General features: G+C 71.1%; 19 protein-coding genes and 2 riboswitches. Of the genes, 3 read left to right on the forward strand and 16 right to left on the reverse strand.

Features of this window, described 5'->3' with window-relative positions; translation table 11 throughout:
- Positions 1–206: 206 nt before the first annotated feature.
- The 4 genes from EV383_RS28160 to EV383_RS28180 all read right to left on the reverse strand — a co-directional run bounded on the left by EV383_RS28160 (position 207) and on the right by EV383_RS28180 (position 2,101).
- The gene (locus EV383_RS28160; protein WP_130292794.1) at positions 207–644 is read right to left on the reverse strand and encodes a hypothetical protein; all 438 of its coding nucleotides are present in this window, start codon (positions 642–644) and stop codon (positions 207–209) included.
- Positions 645–1,016: 372 nt separating this feature from the next.
- On the reverse strand, positions 1,017–1,277 hold the full coding sequence (locus tag EV383_RS28170; RefSeq protein WP_130292796.1) for a hypothetical protein: 261 nt from the start codon (positions 1,275–1,277) through the stop codon (positions 1,017–1,019).
- Positions 1,278–1,342: 65 nt separating this feature from the next.
- Positions 1,343–1,624, reverse strand: coding sequence for a hypothetical protein (locus tag EV383_RS28175; RefSeq protein WP_130292798.1), 282 nt, complete (start codon positions 1,622–1,624; stop codon positions 1,343–1,345).
- Between the two features lie 75 nt (positions 1,625–1,699).
- On the reverse strand, positions 1,700–2,101 hold the full coding sequence (locus tag EV383_RS28180; RefSeq protein WP_130292801.1) for a hypothetical protein: 402 nt from the start codon (positions 2,099–2,101) through the stop codon (positions 1,700–1,702).
- A 189-nt stretch (positions 2,102–2,290) separates the two neighbouring features.
- Here EV383_RS28180 and EV383_RS28185 point away from each other — a divergent pair, with 189 nt between their 5' ends.
- The gene (locus tag EV383_RS28185) at positions 2,291–2,752 is read left to right on the forward strand and encodes an SRPBCC family protein (RefSeq protein ID WP_130292804.1); all 462 of its coding nucleotides are present in this window, start codon (positions 2,291–2,293) and stop codon (positions 2,750–2,752) included.
- Here EV383_RS28185 and EV383_RS28190 read toward each other — a convergent pair.
- The 4 genes from EV383_RS28190 to EV383_RS28205 all read right to left on the reverse strand — a co-directional run bounded on the left by EV383_RS28190 (position 2,706) and on the right by EV383_RS28205 (position 5,833).
- Positions 2,706–3,056, reverse strand: a complete 351-nt coding sequence (locus EV383_RS28190) for a YrhK family protein (protein ID WP_412763166.1) — start codon at positions 3,054–3,056, stop codon at positions 2,706–2,708. The genes EV383_RS28185 and EV383_RS28190 overlap by 47 nt on opposite strands.
- Before the next feature lie 74 nt (positions 3,057–3,130).
- Positions 3,131–3,445, reverse strand: a complete 315-nt coding sequence (locus tag EV383_RS28195; RefSeq protein WP_130292808.1) for a DUF3040 domain-containing protein — start codon at positions 3,443–3,445, stop codon at positions 3,131–3,133.
- A 24-nt stretch (positions 3,446–3,469) separates the two neighbouring features.
- Positions 3,470–3,530, reverse strand: a riboswitch (Fluoride riboswitch).
- A gap of 102 nt (positions 3,531–3,632) precedes the next feature.
- Positions 3,633–4,622, reverse strand: coding sequence for a malate dehydrogenase (locus EV383_RS28200; protein ID WP_130292810.1), 990 nt, complete (start codon positions 4,620–4,622; stop codon positions 3,633–3,635).
- Positions 4,623–4,651: 29 nt separating this feature from the next.
- The gene (locus tag EV383_RS28205) at positions 4,652–5,833 is read right to left on the reverse strand and encodes a TDT family transporter (protein WP_130292812.1); all 1,182 of its coding nucleotides are present in this window, start codon (positions 5,831–5,833) and stop codon (positions 4,652–4,654) included.
- Between the two features lie 71 nt (positions 5,834–5,904).
- Here EV383_RS28205 and EV383_RS28210 point away from each other — a divergent pair, with 71 nt between their 5' ends.
- Positions 5,905–6,828, forward strand: a complete 924-nt coding sequence (locus EV383_RS28210; protein WP_130292814.1) for a LysR family transcriptional regulator — start codon at positions 5,905–5,907, stop codon at positions 6,826–6,828.
- A gap of 11 nt (positions 6,829–6,839) precedes the next feature.
- Here the strand turns inward: EV383_RS28210 and EV383_RS28215 are convergent, their stop codons facing one another.
- The 7 genes from EV383_RS28215 to crcB all read right to left on the reverse strand — a co-directional run bounded on the left by EV383_RS28215 (position 6,840) and on the right by crcB (position 11,948).
- Positions 6,840–7,118 carry a DUF3040 domain-containing protein gene (locus EV383_RS28215; RefSeq protein ID WP_130292816.1) on the reverse strand — a complete coding sequence of 93 codons (279 nt, stop codon included), beginning with the start codon at positions 7,116–7,118 and terminating at the stop codon, positions 6,840–6,842.
- On the reverse strand, positions 7,115–8,902 hold the full coding sequence (ctaD, locus tag EV383_RS28220; protein WP_207223680.1) for an aa3-type cytochrome oxidase subunit I: 1,788 nt from the start codon (positions 8,900–8,902) through the stop codon (positions 7,115–7,117). The genes EV383_RS28215 and ctaD overlap by 4 nt, the downstream gene beginning before the upstream one ends.
- The gene (locus tag EV383_RS28225) at positions 8,899–9,591 is read right to left on the reverse strand and encodes a uracil-DNA glycosylase family protein (RefSeq protein WP_130292818.1); all 693 of its coding nucleotides are present in this window, start codon (positions 9,589–9,591) and stop codon (positions 8,899–8,901) included. Before EV383_RS28225 ends, ctaD begins: the two co-directional genes overlap by 4 nt.
- Positions 9,592–9,664: 73 nt before the next feature.
- Positions 9,665–10,576 carry a LysR family transcriptional regulator gene (locus EV383_RS28230; protein ID WP_130292820.1) on the reverse strand — a complete coding sequence of 304 codons (912 nt, stop codon included), beginning with the start codon at positions 10,574–10,576 and terminating at the stop codon, positions 9,665–9,667.
- Between the two features lie 43 nt (positions 10,577–10,619).
- A complete protein-coding gene (locus EV383_RS28235; protein WP_165438531.1) occupies positions 10,620–11,069 on the reverse strand; it encodes a universal stress protein in 450 nt (149 codons plus the stop codon).
- Between the two features lie 13 nt (positions 11,070–11,082).
- The gene (locus EV383_RS28240; protein WP_130292826.1) at positions 11,083–11,460 is read right to left on the reverse strand and encodes a fluoride efflux transporter FluC; all 378 of its coding nucleotides are present in this window, start codon (positions 11,458–11,460) and stop codon (positions 11,083–11,085) included.
- The gene (crcB, locus tag EV383_RS28245) at positions 11,457–11,948 is read right to left on the reverse strand and encodes a fluoride efflux transporter CrcB (protein ID WP_341273750.1); all 492 of its coding nucleotides are present in this window, start codon (positions 11,946–11,948) and stop codon (positions 11,457–11,459) included. The genes EV383_RS28240 and crcB overlap by 4 nt, the downstream gene beginning before the upstream one ends.
- A 26-nt stretch (positions 11,949–11,974) precedes the next feature.
- Positions 11,975–12,036, reverse strand: a riboswitch (Fluoride riboswitch).
- A gap of 977 nt (positions 12,037–13,013) precedes the next feature.
- Here crcB and EV383_RS28250 point away from each other — a divergent pair.
- Positions 13,014–13,589 carry a hypothetical protein gene (locus tag EV383_RS28250; RefSeq protein ID WP_130292832.1) on the forward strand — a complete coding sequence of 192 codons (576 nt, stop codon included), beginning with the start codon at positions 13,014–13,016 and terminating at the stop codon, positions 13,587–13,589.
- Positions 13,590–13,670: 81 nt separating this feature from the next.
- Here EV383_RS28250 and mobF read toward each other — a convergent pair whose 3' ends face one another.
- The gene (mobF, locus tag EV383_RS28255; protein WP_130292835.1) at positions 13,671–18,044 is read right to left on the reverse strand and encodes a MobF family relaxase; all 4,374 of its coding nucleotides are present in this window, start codon (positions 18,042–18,044) and stop codon (positions 13,671–13,673) included.
- Between the last annotated feature and the right edge of the window lie 171 nt (positions 18,045–18,215).

An 18,215-nucleotide genomic window follows, 5' to 3' on the forward strand; every position in this document is an offset into this window, starting at 1 on the left:
AACGGCGCAACGGCCGCTTGCCGGGGTTCGACGAGCCGGGCGTGACCGCCGCACAGCACCGCCGCCCCGTCAGCCGCCGCGCCGGCGTCTTTCCGCGAGTCGCTCTGGCCGTCACGACGGCGGTCGTCGCCGGGGCAGGTTGGATCCCCGCCGCGGACTGCTCCTGAGGAGCAGGTCATCCGAGGCGGCCTGCTCGAACGGAGGAATTACTTCAACACACTGACGATCAGTGCACCGAGCGCAATGATCGTGGCGCCGGAGGTTGCGACAGCGCTGACACTCGCAGCGAACCCCTTACCGTCCTTCATCACTCTCGACAGAAACTGACCCCACTGGCTACGTGCCGCCAACAGGCGCAGATTAGCCCACTTGTGCTGAACGTTCTGATTGCAGCCGCCGAGGAGTCCGCGCGCATTCCGCCGGCAATACTCCTGATCGCTGTCTGTATTGCGCTTCCGGATCGGTGCACCGCACGGCACGGGCGCCTGCAGCAGCATATAGGCGGTGGCGAGCCCGGAAAGAACAGCGATCGGCGCAGCTCCGAAGCTCAGCGACCACGCCCCCAGGGCGATGATCGGCAACAAGAGGTAGCCCCAGAACTTCCACAGGAACCACTTACGCTTCTTGGTCAGAATCTTCGCCACAAGAAGGAGACGCTACGTCGTAATTGACGTGCACGAAACGTACGTCACCGTCACGACGTAGTTACACCCGTACTATTTGCGTTAGGCAAATGCATATGCAGGCGCAAGACTAATCACTCTTGGCGATGGTGAATTATCAACCGGCGTGAGCTCAACCATCACCGGATAATCATCCCGAAGGAGCACGGCCAGGGAAGCATGGAGCCGGAGGTCGGGATCGAACCGACGACCTACCGCTTACAAGGCAGCCGTGATCTCCCACATAGACCTCTGACCTGCGACGACAGCAACGCGGGGTCGTTGCAGGAGGTGCAGGAACCTCCGCGGTTCGGCAGCAGTTCGCACCACGGTTGATGCACGCTACCCGCGCGATCAGCCGCGCCGGTAGCGGCTCGGCATGATGTCCCGGACATTGGACAGGTCCAGCTCGCCGGCCTCGGTCACACCCGGCCAGCAGTACGCCTCCTGCTCCCCCACAAGCAGCCGGAACTCCTGCGCCCCCTCCCGTTCCGCACGCCGGCACAGCGCCTCCACAGCCTCGTCCCGCGCGTCCTGCCAGCCGCCCCCTTCCCGTTCGTCGGTCCAGTCGATGTTCTCTGCACCTGATCTCAGTACGCCTACCCGCCACCGCATGGGACGAGCCTGACGCGCAGCGCCCCGGCCGCGCCAGCGGCCGGGGCGAGTTGTCCACATGCCGATCACGCACTGTGCTCGGGATCCTGGACGGCGAGCAGGTCAGCCGCGATCCGCCACGCGCTGAGCATCGACGAGTACGCGACCGCGTCGGCCAACTCCCACCTCACGGGACCGACCTGGATGCGCAGCATCGGCGGCAGCTGACAGCCAGGCGCCCCGGTCCCCAGAATGCGTGCCACGCTGTGAGCGGGGCCGAGACCCAGCCGACGCAGGACTTGTGCGTTGACGGCGACGACAACGGTCGAGACCGACATCCGGACCTCTCCGATGCCCACCGGCAGCACGACCCGACCAACGCGAGCACCCCGGCGGCGAGAGGGATCGCGGCGAGGGTTGTCACTGGCGGCCCACCACGGGTTCTAGCGCATCTCCCGGTACGACGCGCGGAACAGCTCGATCCCCACATCACCGTGCGCAGTCCGACGAGGCCAGGGCGACGCCGGTGGACCCGATCGCGACGTCGGTCCCGCCGATAGCGATCCCCACGTCGGCCCGCGCGAGGGACGGAGCGTCGTTGACTCCGTCACCAACCATCGCTCCTGGGGCCCATCGCCCTTCAGTTCGGCGACACTCGCCGCCCTTGCCCCCGGCGTGACACCGGCGAGCACCTGGTCGATGTCCAGCTCGTAGGCGACCCCGTCCGCCACGGCGCGCGCACCATCAGCGACCATGACGACCTGTGCGCCGGCGACGTACAGCGCCTCGATGGCCTGCCGGGACTCGGGCCGGACCTCGTCTGCCAGCCGCAGCGCACCCGCCACGACACTGGCTCCTTGCTTTCCGCCAACAGCCCGGTCCATCGAAGCGTCGGCCGACTCGCGAGCCCGGCGGCGGGGACGTGAGATCCCAGTCCCTCGGGGACGAGTCAGTCCCCGAAGGACCGGCCGCCGCGGCGATCCCAACTGGCTGAGCACGGTGGGTTCGGCGAATACTGCTCCTGGAGGACGAGGATGAACACTGTTACCAGCGTCGACAACGGCAGGCGGCGAGTCGCACGCCGCGTCCTGGTGCCGACCGACCCCGGCGAGATCTTCTCGCTGCTGGCCGACCCACATCGCCACGAGGAGCTGGACGGTTCGGGGACCGTGCGCGCCGCCGTCTCCGGGCCGTCCCACCTCCGTCTCGGGGACCGGTTCTCGGTGAATATGCGCCAGCTCGGGATTCCCTACCGGATCACCAGCCAGGTCGTCGCGATCGAGCAGGATCGGCTGATCGAGTGGCGTCATCCGCTCGGCCACACATGGCGCTGGGAGCTCGCGTACGACGGCGGCGGCACCGTCGTCACCGAGACGTTCGACTACTCCCGTTCCTGGGCGGCACGCATGTACGAATGGTCCGGCCGTGTCGAGCGGAACGGCCGCGGGATCACCGCCACTCTGCGTCAACTCTGCGAGCGCTTCGCAGACCGGTAGCGGCCCGTACCGACATCGGGGTCCGGATCCGTCTCAGGTGGACGTGGCGGGCCAACCGGATGATCGGTCGAATCAAAAGCTCCACACTCCCGATGACGAAGAGCCACGTGCCCGTGTAGGTGGTCGAGTCGGAGAAGAACAGGATGCTCCCGACAAGAAACCAGATTCCGATGAGGATGTCGTTGACGATTCCCAGTGTCTCGTAGCGACGCCGGATCACCAGCTCGTCGCGACCGACGTCCAGCGTGAGATCCCGCGATTCCCCTGTCACTGTCAGGCTCCTAACTCGAACGGTCCGCGGCACTCGTCCGAGCAGAAGGACCGTGTGCCACAGTCAATCACCACCAAGAAGAACCGCGGGCGAACCACGGTGGGCTTTCACGGTGCACTCCGAAACTGCGTGGGGAACCACGCCAGCACCAGCAGCACGCACCCGCCCGCGGTCAGCCCGGCGTCCTGCGCGGCGAGCCCAGCCGCCAGCATGGCGAGGCCGAGCCACAGCAGCGTCAGACCGACCCGGCGACCGGTACGTGCTGCGTGGTCCACCGGGCCGCGGAGCAGATCATCTAACCGGGGATCCTCGGCGGCGGCGTGCCGTTCGATGCGCCCCAACACCCGCCGGGAACGCCAGTCCAGCCGGAACCCGTGCGGTGGCGGGTCTGCGGGCGAGGGGTCGAAGAGGTTGTGGGCCATCGCCAGCTCCTACCCGTGGTGGGACCCGGGGTAGGAGCCATCAGCCTGGTCGGCGGTTGTGGCGAGCTCCATCGCCTACAGATGTAAGAGTACTCCGGCGGTCGGCGGTGCGCACCATCGATCCGGACGCTGGGCAGCTCAGCCTACGGACAGGTGAGGTCGCGATCGGCCGGTCTCGCCCACCCGGTCATCTGATCAGGCCGGCGGCACGGACGGCGTCACGTTCGGCGACCAGCTCGGCCACGGTCGCCTCGATCCGCTCCCGTGAGAACGGATCGACGTCGAGGTCCCGGACCACGTCGTAGCCAACGCCGGTTGCACGGACCGGAACCGAGCAGACCAGACCTTCCGGTATGCCGTAGGCACCGTCGGACACTATTCCCGCAGACGTCCAGTCGTCCCCCTCGGTACCGTCGTACCACTCACGGACCTGGTCGACCGCGGCGTTGGCGGCAGACGCCGCCGACGATGCACCACGGGCGTCGATGATCGCAGAGCCACGGCCGGCGACGGTGGGGATGAAGTCCTTTCGCACCCAGGTCGGGTCGAGCCGGTCGACCACGCCGGCTCCGTCGACCTCGGCGTGGGTCAGGTCGGGGTACTGCGTGGAGGAGTGGTTACCCCAGACCGCCATCCGTCGCACCTCTCCTGACCCGACGCCGAGATGCCCGGCCAGCCGTGCCACCGCCCGGTTGTGGTCGAGCCGCATCATCGAGGTGAAGCGGTCGGCCGGGACGTCCGGGGCGTTCGCTCGGGTGATGAGTGCGTTGGTGTTGGCCGGGTTCCCGACGACAAGGAGACGCACGTCGTCGGCGGCGACGGTGTTGATCGCGGCCCCCTGGGGACCGAAGATGGCGCCGTTGGCCTCGAGCAGGTCCGACCGTTCCATGCCCTTGCCCCGGGGGCGAGCACCGACGAGCAGCCCGACCGAGCAGCCGTCGAATGCGACCATCGGGTCGTCGGTGATCTCGACCGAGCGCAACAGGGGGAAGGCGCAGTCCTCCAGCTCCATCGCGACCCCGTCGGTCGCGGCGAGCGCGGCCGGGACCTCCAGCAGGTTGAGCCGGACGGGAGTGTCGGGACCCAGAAGGTCTCCGGAGGCGATGCGGAACAGCAGGGCGTAGGAGATCTGGCCGGCGGCGCCGGTGACGGTCACGGTGACGGGTCTGCGGTACATGACGGCTCCTGCGTCGACGAAGGACGGGTTCAGGCGGGTGCCAACAGGTGGCCACGGACCAGCGAGCCGTGCGCGGTGCGGACCGCGACGACCGCCCAGGCGGTGACCAGCAGCGCGTAGAGCGCCGTCGCGGCCACGGCCAGCATCGGCAGGTGCAGGTGCGCGGCGAGCGCGCTGGTCCCGGTCACGCAGGTGCCGACGGGGAAGGTGAAGCTCCACCAGGTCAGCGCGAACGGCAGCTTCTGTCGCGCGGTACGGATCGTGACCGCCGCGGCCAGCACCAGCCAGACCATCGCGAATCCCCAGGTGGGGACGCCGTAGAGGATCCCGAACACGTGCGCGCCCGTGGCGTAGGGCTCACCGAGCACCCCGGCCTGATCGCCGAGCAGGTTGGCCGCGGTCACCGACTGCCCGAGCGGGCCGAGCACGATCCACATGGTCGGCACGGTCGCGGCCGGGCCGGTGCCGTGCACGACGAGCTTGTTCCAGATCTGGGGCAGGATCGCCAGCGTCGCGAACAGCGAGACGCCGAACATCGCATAGCAGGCGACCAGCATCGTCGGGGCGAGGCCGGCGGGGGTGTGCGGCACCAGCAGCGCACCGTTCGCCGCCGAGACCATCGGCGGTACGACCGGCATCAACCAGCCCCCGAACGCCGACTCCTGCCCGACCTCGTGGTGGACGATCATCATGTAGGGGATCCACGCGGTGGTGACGAGCCCGAGCACGGTGCCCACGCCCCACAGCGCCCATCCGGCGCCGATCGCGCCGGTCTCTCCGACCAGCGGGCCGCCGAACTTGACCGCGCCGGCCCCGACGGTCATCACACCCATCGCGACCGCGCCCCAGAACTGCGACATCACCGGGTTGTGCGCGTGGCCGCGGGCGGTGTCGGTGTGGCGGATCCAGTGCACCGCCCACGCCGCGGTCAGCGCGACGAGCAGGAACGACGCCAGCAGCCACACCGCGACGCCGAAGGTGTGCAGACCGGGGAACTGGTAGGGCAGGGTCGCCGCGGCGACACCGACGATGCCGGTGCCCATGATCGAGGAGTACCAGTTCGGCCCGATGTTGGAGAAGAAGTCCCCGGGGCGTTGCAGGTCGCGCAGCAGTCCGACCCGGGCCGCTCGGTGCGGACCGCCGGACGGTGCCGTCGGCCGGTCCACCGGCTGTGCGGTGATCCGGAAGAAGCTGGCGTCGGTCTGTGTCATGACCACGACGATGCCTCCGCCCGCGGGCCCCCGGTAGCGGCCCCGATCTTGTGGACCCATAATCCACACTTGTGCCTCTTCCTCCGCGGGTCGCTGATCTCGCCCCGTTCGACCTGGTGTTGTCGGTGGCCGAGCTAGGCAGCATGGGCCGCGCGGCCGCCGCGCACGGAGTCAGCCAGGCCGCGGTCAGCGCCCGCATCCGCTCCCTGGAACGCGCCATCGGCGTCACCGTGTTCGAACGCTCCCCGCGCGGGACCCGGCTCACCACGACCGGTGCCCTCGTCGCGGACTGGGCCCGCGCCGCCGTCGACGCCGCTCAGTCGCTGGAGGAGGGCATCGCGGCGCTGCGCGACGCCGACGACGCCCGGCTGCGGGTCGCGGCCAGCTTCACCGTCGCCGAGTACCTGCTCCCCCGCTGGCTGATCAGCCTGCGTACCCGTCGCCCGGACACGAGCGTCGCGCTGAGCACCCACAACTCCACCGACGTCGCCGACGACGTCCTGTCCGGCCGCGCCGACCTCGGCTTCGTCGAAGGCCCCCACCACTCACCGGAACTGGACGAGCAGGTCGTCGCCCGCGACCACCTCACCCTCGTCGTCGCCCCCGACCACCCCTGGGCCCGCCGACGCGGCGTCGACGCCACCCGACTCGCCGCCACCCCGCTGGTCACCCGGGAGGCGGGCTCCGGCACCCGCGACCACCTCGAACACGCCCTCCGCGACGCCGGCGCCGCCGTCATCGCCGACCCCGTGCTGGAGCTGTCCTCCACCACCGCGATCAAGAACGCCGCCGCCGACGGCGTCGCCCCCGCGGTGCTCAGCTCACTCGCTGTCGCCGGGGAGCTGGCCAGCGGGACACTCGTCGCCGTCGGAGTCCGAGGTCTCGCTCTGCACCGCGATCTCGCCGCCGTCTGGCCCCGCGGACGCCCCCTGACCGGACCGGCCCGCGACCTCGTCGAGCTGGCCCACCGCTCGGGCACCACACCCCGGCGCTGAACAGGAACCGATCAGCCGCAGGCGGCGAGCATTACGACCAGCAGGACCAGTCCGAGCAGGGCGATGGCGAGTGCGGCGACGGGGCCCGCGACGAGGCAGGCGACCAGCACGGCCACGCAGCCGGCCGCGAGTCCGCCCGCGAGCCGTCCTGTGCGGGGTGTTCGTGCCGGTGCGACGCCGTCGCGCAGGGCAGCACGCAGCCCCGGGTCCGCGGCGAAGCCGTCCTCGACACGGTCGAGCCGGTCGCGCTCGTGCGGACCGAGGGGCGGGCAGCGGGTGTCGTCGGTCATCGGCCCCGCTCCGCCCCGGGCGAACGGCCCGCCTTGGGATCGTCGGAGGCCGAGACCGTCTCGGGCCCGACTCCGTGCGCCGACGCCCGATCGGCCAGCCGGCCGAGACCGGGCAGATGTGCCTCGGCCCGGGCCCGCTGCACCAGGTGCGGGTAGTGCAGGTCGAACGCCGGGCGCTCGGAGCGGATCCGGGGCAGCTCGGTGAAGTTGTGTCGTGGCGGTGGGGACGACGTCGCCCACTCCAGCGAGTTCCCGAATCCCCAGGGATCGTCGGCCTCGGCTGCGCGGCCGAACCGGTAGCTGCTGAACACGTTGTAGAGGAACGGCAAGGTCGAGGCACCGAGGACGAACGCCCCGACCGAGGAGATCGTGTTCAGCACGGTGAACCCGTCGGTGGGCAGGTAGTCGGCGTAGCGGCGGGGCATGCCCTCGTTGCCGAGCCAGTGCTGGACCAGGAAGGTCAGATGGAACCCGACGAAGGTCAGCCAGAAGTGGACCTTCCCCAAGCGCTCGTCCATGAAGCGGCCGGTCATCTTCGGGAACCAGAAGTAGATTCCGCCGTAGGTCGCGAACACGATCGTGCCGAACAGGACGTAGTGGAAGTGCGCCACCACGAAGTAGGTGTCCGAGACATGGAAGTCGATCGGTGGGCTGGCCAGCAGCACCCCGGACAACCCGCCGAACAGGAAGGTCACCAGGAATCCCGCAGCGAACAGCATCGGCGTCTCGTAGGTGATCTTCCCCTTCCACAGGGTGCCGATCCAGTTGACGAACTTGATCCCGGTCGGGATCGCGATCAGGAAGCTGGTGAAGGAGAAGAACGCCAGCAGCACCGCCCCCGTCGCGTACATGTGGTGAGCCCAGACCACGACCGACAGCGCTCCGATGGCGATCGTGGCGAAGACCAGTCCCTTGTAGCCGAAGACCGGTTTGCGGGAGAACACGGGGACGATCTCGGAGATGATGCCGAAGAACGGCAACGCGACGATGTAGACCTCGGGGTGTCCGAAGAACCAGAACAGGTGCTGGTACAGCACGGCTCCGCCGTTCGCGGGATCGAACACGTGCGAGCCGAGGTGGCGGTCGGCCTCCATCGCGAACAGGGCCGCGGTCAGCACCGGGAACGCGATGAGGATCAGTAGCGCGGTGACCAGGATCGTCCAGCAGAAAACCGGCATCCGGAACATCGTCATCCCGGGAGCGCGCATGCACACGATGGTCGTCACGAAGTTGACCGCCCCGAGGATCGTGCCCAGTCCGGACACGATCAGCCCCATCGCCCAGAGGTCCTGGCCCGGCCCCGGGGAGTGGATGGCGCCGGCGAGGGGCTGGTAGGCGAACCACCCGGAGTCCGCGGCACCGCCGGGGGTGAGGAAGCCGGCGAGCACGATCAGCGCGCCGAACAGGAACAGCCAGTAGGAGAACGCGTTGAGGCGTGGGAACGCGACGTCCGGGGCCCCGATCTGCAACGGCACGATGTAGTTCGCGAAACCGAACAGGATCGGCGTGGCGTAGAGCAGCAACATGATCGTGCCGTGCATGGTGAACAGCTGGTTGTACTGCTCGGTGGAGAGGAACTGCATTTCGGGGCGGGCCAGCTCAGCCCGCATGAGCAGCGCCATCGCCCCGCCGGCCAGGAACATCGCGAACGACGTCACCAGGTAGAGGACGGCGATGTCCTTCGGGTCGGTCGTCCCCAGCATGTGCAGGAACCGGGCGCCCCTCGCCGCGCGACGCGCGGGACGGAAGTGTGTCGTGATCGGTCGGGGTTCGGTGGCGGTCACGGGGAGATCTCCTCGGGCTCGGTGGTCGCGGCGCGTCGTGCCCGGCCACCGCCGAGCGAACGGGCACGGTCCAGGACCGTGTCGAGCATCGTCGGGGTCAGGACTCCGGTGTGGGTGTTCTGCGGGCTCGGGTGGTAGCTGCCGAGCAGGACGAGTCCGGGCAGCAGGAGATGCTCGCGGCCGTGGGCGAACCGCACCCGACCGGTGTCCGGTGCCGCGGCCAGCGCCGCGGTCCAGGCGAGCGCACCCAGTGCCAGCACCACCCGGAGCCGGGGAAGCGCCGCCCATTCCGCCCGCAGATGGGTCGCGCAGGTATCGCGCTCGGTCGCCGTCGGGCGATGGGAAGGGGGCGGACAACGCACCGCCGACGACGTCCACACCCCGTACAGCGCCAGACCGTCATCCGCGCTCTCCGAGGTCGGAGAGTTCGCCAGACCGGCCCGGTGCAGACCGGCGGTCAGAAACGATGCGGACCGGTTGCCGGTGAACGGCCGCCCGTGCGGGTTCCCACGGGCCGCGGTCGCCATCCCGAGCACGTGGATCCCGGCGAGCGGATCACCGAAACCGGGGACCGGCCGATCGGCGCGTCCACCGGTCCCGACCCCGCGTCGGTGCGCCACCAGCCGCGGGCACCGCGCACACGTCAGGACATCGGCGCGGACACGCTGCAGAGCGACGGGACAGGACATCGGTCGACGGTCTCGCAGCGGACCACGCTCGGCCACCCTCGGCCGACCGGGCGACCGCCCGGTCCACCCGGAGTCACCCTCCCGGGTGGAGCCGGGCGACCGCGACGACGTCGCGGTCCTCGGCCGACAGACGTCGGCCCGACGCCCAGACCACCTGGAGCCGGCGGGTCAGGTCGGCGTCGACGACCTCGACGGCGACCAGATCGCCGCGCCGCAGATCGTCGGCCACCGCGAGAAAGCTCAACACCGCAGGGCCGGCACCGGTCCGCACCGCGGACTTGATCGCGGTGGTCGAGGACAGCTCGACCACCGGATCGACCACCCCGGCCCCGTCGGTCAGAGCCTGCTCGACGGTCTCGCGGGTGCCCGAGCCGGGCTCACGCTGCACCAGAGGGGTCCCGGCCAGCTCCTCGGAGGTGACACCTCCGTCGCGGCGGGTCCACTCGTGACCGGGGGCGACGACCGCAACGAGCCGGTCGCGGGCAACGACTTCCTGCTCCAGCCCATCAGGAACGTGCGGGCCCTCCACGAAACCGACACCCACCTCGCCGGCCAGGACCAATCGTGCGACCTCGGCCGAGTTCACCACGCGCAGCGACACCACCGACTGTGGGCGACGGGCCCGCAGATCCGCCAGCCAGCCCGGCACCAGATACTCGGCGACGGTCAGACTGGCCGCGATCCGGACCCGGCTCCCGTGCCCGGTACGCAGCGCCGTCACGCCCTCGTCGAGCCGCGACGCCGCGGCAACCACCTCGCGCGCCCACTCGACCACCATGGCGCCGTCCGGGGTCAGTCTCGATCCCAGTGCGCTCCGTTCGATCAGCGCCAGCCCGAGCAGTCCCTCCAGGTACTTGATCCGCGAGCCGACGGCGGACTGGGACAGGCTCTGCTCCGCAGCGGCCCGGCCGAGACTCCCGGTCCGGGCGACACTCAGCAACACGTCCAGCGCGCCGACCTCGGGCGTGCGGGAGGAAAGCGGCATGCCGGGACCGTAGTAGAAGTCGCCGCCGGCGGCTGCCGCGATGTCAGTGCCCCGCCGGGACCACCAGCACGGGGCGGGTCTGGTGTCGGATCAGCCCGTGCGACACCGACGGCTCCAGCACCCGCGACAGCAGACCACCCGGTCCCCCGCCGCGGCTACCGACCACGATCATCGACGCGCTGCACGACTCCGCCAGCTCCGCCAACACCGTGACCGGGTCACCCCGCTCGGTCCGCTGCTTCCACTCCGGCCCGTCCGCGAGCCCTCCCATCAGCGCGGCGACGTGGTCGTGCGCAACACCCAGGGCATCCTGTGCCTCAGCCTCGAACGACGCCGAGTCCGGATCCACCGGATAGTCACCGGCATCCACCACGTGTACGACCAGCAGCTCCGTGCTCAGACGCACCGCCAGATCCGCAGCCGTCGTCACGGCCCGGTCACCCGCCTCGCCCCGGCCGTACCCGACCACGACCGTTCCCACCACTGGCTCCATCACCATCATCTCCTCACCCGAGCAGCACCCGCACGACCAGGAAGCCGATCGCCGCCGCACACACCCCGACCGCGACGCTCGCCGCCAGGTAGCCCCAAGCCGCCCCGGCCCGACCCCGTTCCGCCAGACCCGCGACCTCGTAGCCGAACGTGCTGTAGGTGGTCAGCGCACCACAGAACCCGGTACCGACCACCGCGACGACCTCCGGCCCGAACTCGGCCGACCCCGCCGTCATCGCACCGAGCACAAGCGACCCGACGACGTTGACCACGAACGTCCCCCACGGCCACACCGACGCGAACCGGGCCTTCGCGGCGGTATCGGCCAGGTAGCGCAGCGGTGCCCCCACCGCGGCACCTGCTCCGACCAGCAGCACCGTCCACCCGTTCACTCCGGCTCACCGCCCGTGCGCCCGGCCGCCCGCCGAGTTACCGCGACGCCGAGCACACAGGCCGCGACCGCCGCAAGGGGCGTCGCCACCACGTAGCCCAGCGCCACCACGGGCCGACCCGCGTCGACCAGAGCGACGACGTCCACCGCGTAGGTGGAGAACGTCGTATATCCACCCAGCACACCCACACCCAGCAACGGGCGCAGCAACGGGTGCGGGACCGTCAGCTCCGAGAGCACCGTCAGCAGTACCCCGATCAGCAGACAACCCGAGACATTGACGAGGAACGTCGTCCACGGCCACCCGCCGGATGGCTGCGGGAACGCGACCCCAATCACGAACCGAGCCTCGGCGCCTACCACGCCACCGGTCGCGACAGCGGCGAGGACCGGCCACCGGCGACTGCTCGGCGTGGTGACCGGCGGACCGGCCTGCTCGACCGGACACGCCCCATCGGCACCGTCGGCAACGGGCTGCTCGGACACCACTCACCTACCTCACGGACCGCGACCGGTCATCGGTAGGAGCCATCAGCATCAGCAGCGGTTGTCGGCGAGCTCCATCGCCATCAGCAGAGAATGTACTCCCGTGCACCGTTCCAGGCACGTCCGGCACGGCGTCGAGCAGTTCCTTCGCCCTCATCGAGACACCGTCACATGCATACTTCCGGACTCGGCCGACGCTCCCCCGGGGCAGGAGGCGGATCGGACAGAATTGTGACCCTGCGCAGCCGAAAGATCCCGGACGAGGATGTTCGTTGTCGAGTCACGATCGCGGGCTGGTCCTCGGTGGTGTGACCGAGGCCGAGACCTGTCACTGGCGGTGTTGGAGCCGGATGAGGAGATCGGCAGCGATCAGGCGTTCCTCGGGCCGCTGGTAGGTCGCGTCATGCAGTGCGTGACGCAGGCAGCTGGGCAGAGTGTCGGGGATGTGTGGTGGCCGTGGAGTCGGGCGACCGCGAACTCCACGGTGGTGCCCCGGGCACTCGCGCCGTCCGGTATCGGTTTCGAGCAGGACCAAGGCCAGGGTGGCGGCGACCACCCGGACCCGTCCCCGCAGGTCATAGGTACCGTCCCGCACTCCCCCGGACCATCCAGAACCACGATCTCGGAATTTCTCTAGGTTTCTGGTCTCCGATCCGGTAGCTCTTCGCGACAGGAATCCCGCTGGCGGCGCCGACCTCGACGTGCGCTCACAGTGGTCGCGTCTCTTCCCACGGCGGTGGTTCGTGCCATCTCGTCGACCTGGCGCAGCCCGATCACGCCCAGGGCAGGGGGCAACCGCGCCGCGCACTTGACCACCTACAGCTGGCGCCCCGGGTTTGGGCGCCGCTGCGACCCGGCCACCTCGTCAGGCTTGCCCCCTGGTCTGGGTGTGATAGCCCTTCGGGAGGTCGTCGCGATGGCGCAAACCACCGCCTCCCACGATCGGACCGCAGCGGGCCGCCGGGGCGCCCATCTCGGAGACCTGCCTGCCCGGCGAGGGCCGGGGTGTGGGGCGGAGCCCCACGGTGTTGTCCCGGTTCTGTCGGTGCTTGGTCGCATACTCGCGCCATGACCCAGTGCATCGGTCCGCTGCCCGGGTGGGTGGTCCCTGCCGAGCAGCAGGTGCGGGACTGCTGGTGGAACGCGCACCAGGTGGCGACCGTCGCCGCTGAGGACAGCGCGTTGGGCGTGTTCGTCGCGCTGGACTGGGTATTGCGTCCGGCCGAGCGGCAGACCCCGGTGACGGTGCGGTCGGTCCCTCCGAGTTGGCAGTTCGTGCGGGGTGAGTCCTGGGCGGCGCTGTCGGTGGCTGCGGGACGGCCGGAGCCAACAGGGAGGGACTGGCGGCGGCTCGGGGCGCTGCAGGGTCCGACGCGGGCGACGCATCGGGTCCAGTGCTGCGGCGTCTGGCAGGGGCTGTCGTGGCTGTTGGGGGTGCGGGCGGAGCCGCCGATCGGGATTCCGGACCGAGACGAGTCCGGGGCGGTCGTGCCGGGCTCGGAGGTCTACTGCCTGCCGGTGGATCGGTCGCGTCCGGCGCTGCTGGCGGCCAAGCGCAGCCGGGAGGAGCGCGAGCTGGACGAGTCGGTGCGCCACTGGGAGCACATCCGCACCCTGGCCGACCGCGAGAAGCCGGCCGTGTAGCGACGCCGCTGCCGGTGGACGGAACGGGGGCTGGGAGCCGACCAGGTGGTCGGCTCCCCGCCCTCATCTCGTCCCGAGTAGCTAAAGTCCGGTCGGTTCCAGCTGGTCCTCCGCGTCGTGGGCGTCGGCGTGTTCGGCGGTCTGGTCGTCGTGGTGCCACTGGGTGAGCTGCTGGTGGCGGTCGTGTTGTTCGCCGTCCTGCTCGTCGAGGGCGTCGCGGTAGGCGATCTCGTCGAGTACCCGCCCGGCCTGGGCGACCGAGTCGGCGGCCTCGTCCGCGGTCGGGACCCGGACGACGTCCTCCGAGGCACTGGTCCGCGGCGGTGCGTCGTCGCGGACATTCGCCTCGTGCGTCGCGGTGTCGTCGTCGTGCTCAGCGGGGTCGAGGTCGTCGACGAAGTCGGCCTCGGTGATCTCGCGGTGCTGCTCGTCCTCAGCCTGGTCGTCCAGGTGCGCGGTCATCCATTCCTCGACGGTGACATGGTCGGCGGGGTCGTCGGTAGCGTCGCGGGAAGCCAGCTCGGCCTTGGACAACTCGGCCTGCAACCGGGTCTGGGTGGTGTGGAGCAGCCACCGGCCCCGGGCGTCGTCGACCTGCTGGAGTTCCTCAGCCCGCTCGGTCAGCGTGCGCGCCAGGGCCGCGGCCTGCTCTGCCTCGGCGGTGAGGCGTTCCCGATCGGACTGCTGGCCGGCGTTCTCGGCCTCGGCGCGGCGGAGGGCGGCGTCCTGCTCGTAGCGTGCGGCGGCCTGTCGGGTTCCGGCCAGCTCGTTGCCGACGTAGCGGGGCGCGGCGGCCAGCTCGCGCTCGTAGGCGCGCACGCGCATCCGGAGCTGGCCGTTGGACAGCTCCAGGTGCTCGCGTTCGACCTCCGGGCGGCCCAGCGCCCGCCACGCAGCGCGGTGCGCGGCGAACTGCTCGACCTGCCCCGGCTGCGGCGCCGGACCGAGCGGGTCGGTGTCGTCGTCGTGGCCGCGGACCTCCCGGTAGGCCGCGACCTGCCCGACGGCGCTCTGCCACCGCTGGCGCGCCTGCTGGTCGGCTGGAGGCTCCCCGAAGGCGTCCACCGCCCACCGCGGCGGTTCCGCGACCGCGTCGGCGCCGAGCTGGGCGGCGCGCTGGTCGGCGGCCTCGGCCAGCACCTGCAGGTAGGCGTTCCAGCCCTCGTCGTCGGTGCGCGGAACCCAGTCGGTCCAGCGCTCCCCCACCGGGTCGAAGCGGTGGGAGTCGCGGATGCGGGAGTAGAGCACGTTCGCGACGCTGCGCGACCCGGACAGCGGTCCGCGCTGCACGGCATCGGCGAGGACGGTGTGGGGGTCGTGGCTGGCCAGCTCGGCGCGGCGCAGGATGCGGGTCAGGGCGGCGGTGCCGTCCTCCGCGGCGACCTTTGCCCGCTCGTCGGGGGTCAGGGCCCCGGTGGCGACGAGCTGGTCGAGCGCGTGCGCGGTGCGCGCGGTGGCGACCCGCTGTGCGCCGTCGGCGAGCCGCTCGGCCGCGGTCGCCGCGCTGGCCGCTCGCTCGGCGGAGGCGGCCTCGGTGGCGAGGGCGGACTGGGACACGGCCTGGTCGGCGCCGTCGAGGATCGTCGCGACCGCGGCGACGGGGCTGCGGTGGATGCCGTGCGCCTGGGGGGTTCCGTCGGCGAGGTCGTCGGGGCCGGTGTGGGTGGTGACGTGTGCGGTGTTGCAGTCCCGGCCGCGGGACATGCCGACGTAGAGGGAGTTCGCGCGGGTCGCGGGGGTGACGACGGTGTGGGTGGTGTCGACCGTCGCGCCCTGCCCGGCGTGGGTGGTTCCGGCGTAGCCGAGCGCGAGATGCTCGGCGACGTAGGCGGCCGGCAGGACCATGCGGTCCCCGGTCCCGGTGCCGTGGGTGTCGGTGGTGACCTCGAGCGCGCCGTCGTCGCGGACCGCTGTGACCCGGAACAGGTCGCGGTTCATCACCGGTCGCCGGTTGCCCTCGTACCCGGCCAGGGTCCAGTCGATCGCGCGGGCCTCGACCAGGTCCCCGACCCCGGCCACGGTCCCCTGCATCCCCAACGGCACGCCGGTCTCGGCGACCCGGCCGAGCCGGACGAGCTCGGCCCGCACGCTGGCGGAGACGCGGGCGGCCTGGTCGTTGGAGTCGACCAGCAGCAGCGACCTCTTACCGGCGAGGGTGTCGGCCAGCCACGCCCGCGCGGCGGATTCTTCCGCCCCGTCGCGGTCGCCGGCGTCGAGGAGGCGGCCGTGCTGGTGGTAGTCCTGCAACACCGTCTGGTCGGCCTCGCGCAGCCGCAGCGAGGCGTCGCGTTCCCACCCGGCGCTGAACCGGCGGGCGTCGGTCAGCTCGTAGCTCGACCCCGCCGTGGCGAGCAGGTCCATCGCGCCGCCGGCGCCGACCGCGGAGAGCTGGCGGTGGTCACCGGTGAGCAGCAGCTTCGCCCCGGCCGCCGCCACGCGGGCATGGATCTGCTCCAGCGACGCGGTGTCGGTCATCGCGGACTCGTCGACCACGACCAGGTCGCCCTCGCGCAGCCGCCATGCCTCGTCGCCGTCGCGGGTGCGGCGCTCGGCCGGGGCGGCGTCGAGGCGGGCCTGGGTGGCCGACCAGCGGGCGATGTTCGCTGCGGTCAGCCCTTCGGCGGTCAGGACCTCGGTGGCCTTCTGGCTGGTCGCCAATCCGAACACCCGCCGCGGCGCGGCCGGCGGGGTGCCGTCGGGGCCGGCGGGTAGGGCCGGGTCGCTCCACGCCCGGGCCAGGGCGCCGACGACGAACGACTTCCCGGTTCCCGCGGGCCCGACGAGGGTCTCGACCCGGGCACCGGAGGTCAGGATTCCGCGCACCGCGGCGGCCTGGTCGACGCCCAGCTCGATGCCGTCGGTCCGGAGCCGGTCGACGAAGCGGTCCGCCGCGCCGCGGGTGAGCGCGGTGCCGTTGTGGGCGGCGGTCGCCGCGAGCAGGATCCGCTCGGAGCGGATCTGGTCGGTCGTGGTGTAGAGCCGTCCGCCCGGCGCGCGGAACGCCGACTCCCCGTTCGCGGTCCGCATGTCGGCGGGCAGCAGGTCCTCGCCGGGCTCGGCTGCGTCGAGGTCGACCAGGTGCTCCAACGCGACGTCGGTGAGCTGGTCCAACAGGGTCGCCACCTCGGCGCCGTCGGGGACGCCGAGGTAGTCCGGCAGGGCGGCGTTCACCGCCCGGGTGAGGTCGGCGCGGGTCCACCCGGCCTTGCGGTCGCGTACGTCGGCGACGGCGATCTCCACGACCGCGGTCGGGTTGAACGTCTGCGGCTGCACGCCCTCGCGGCGGGCGGCGAGGGCGGTGTCGGCGATCCCGGCCAGCCCGCCGTCGATGTCCGCGCGCAGCTTCGCCGCGGTCTCGTCCAGGAACTCCTCCCGGGTCTGCCCGTCGTGGGACTTCGCCGCCCGCGTCGCGAACGTCGCCTGTCGGGACAGCCGGTCGCGCTCGGCGGAGTTCGGGGCGCGGCCGTAGCGGTCCTCGAACGCCTCGAACAGCTCCGCGGTCTTCGCGGTCACCTTGTGCCGCCGCGAGGACAGCAGCAAGATCGCCTCGTCCGGGACGCCGAGGATCTCGCGGGACTTCCCGTCCGGACGCGTCACCGCGAGCGTCCCCAGGGTGTAGGCCAGCGTCTCCTCGGTCGTGCGCTCGGCAACCGCCGCGGCGGCCGGGCGCCACCGGTACAGCGAGCGGCCGTCGAGGGTGCGCCACTGCCCGTCCGGGCCCTCGACCCGGTTCAGGGTGCCGTTGTGGATGTGGAGCTGCGGGTCCCCGTCGCGGGAGTCGTGCTGGAAGAACGACGCCACGGTCCACTCGTGAGCGTCGGCGTAGCGGCCCGCGGCGCCGCCGTGGTGCCCGACCCGGGTGTAACCGGCCTTGTCCTGCAAGTACGAGAGCGCGGCGTTGTTGCCCGCCCAGATCGCGTCCTCGACGGCCGTGCGGAACTGGCCCCACGCCGCGGCGGTCTCCTCGTCGCCCGCGTTGCGGGCGGCGACCTCGCGGGCCTCGAACGCGGTGTGCAGCAGCGTCACCGACTTCTGCACGCTGAATGTGATGTCGAAGAACGCCACGTTGTGCCGAGCGGCCTTGCCCGCCTCGGTACGCAGCTCCGCGCGGCGTTCCGCGGCGGCGTCCGGCTCGCGTTCCAACGCCTGCTCATAGAGTTCCTCGGCGGTCCGGTACTTGCGTCCCACGTGTCCCAGCGTCGCCGCGCTGTCCCACTGCTGCGGGTCACCGAACGCGGTGTCCCGAGGGTCGATGAAACGCTCGTAGACCGCCCGCATGTCCTGGGCGTCCACCAGACCGCGCAAGCCGAGCTTCTCCGCACCCGCGCCCCACCAGCGCCCCGGCGGTTCGCCCGCGGCGACCGCGCCGGTGTAGTAGTTCTCCCGCCCGGTCGCGACCTCCTTCAACAGGTACTCCGGGCTGTAGCCCGAGGAGATGCTCAGCACCCCGACCACCCCGAAACGATCGTCGTCGGGGCCTGGTCGCGGTCGATGGCACGGGTCCTCCGGCGTGGCCGGCCGGAGGCCGGCCCGCCCCCTCGGATCGTGATGCATCGGTGTGATGGCTTTGATCTTGGGCTCTTGTTGCTCTGTTCGGGGTAGTCGCTCTCGGCTCTGGTGTTCTGC

It is taken from the genome of Pseudonocardia sediminis (assembly GCF_004217185.1).
In the GTDB taxonomy this organism is placed as follows: Bacteria; Actinomycetota; Actinomycetes; order Mycobacteriales; family Pseudonocardiaceae; genus Pseudonocardia; species Pseudonocardia sediminis.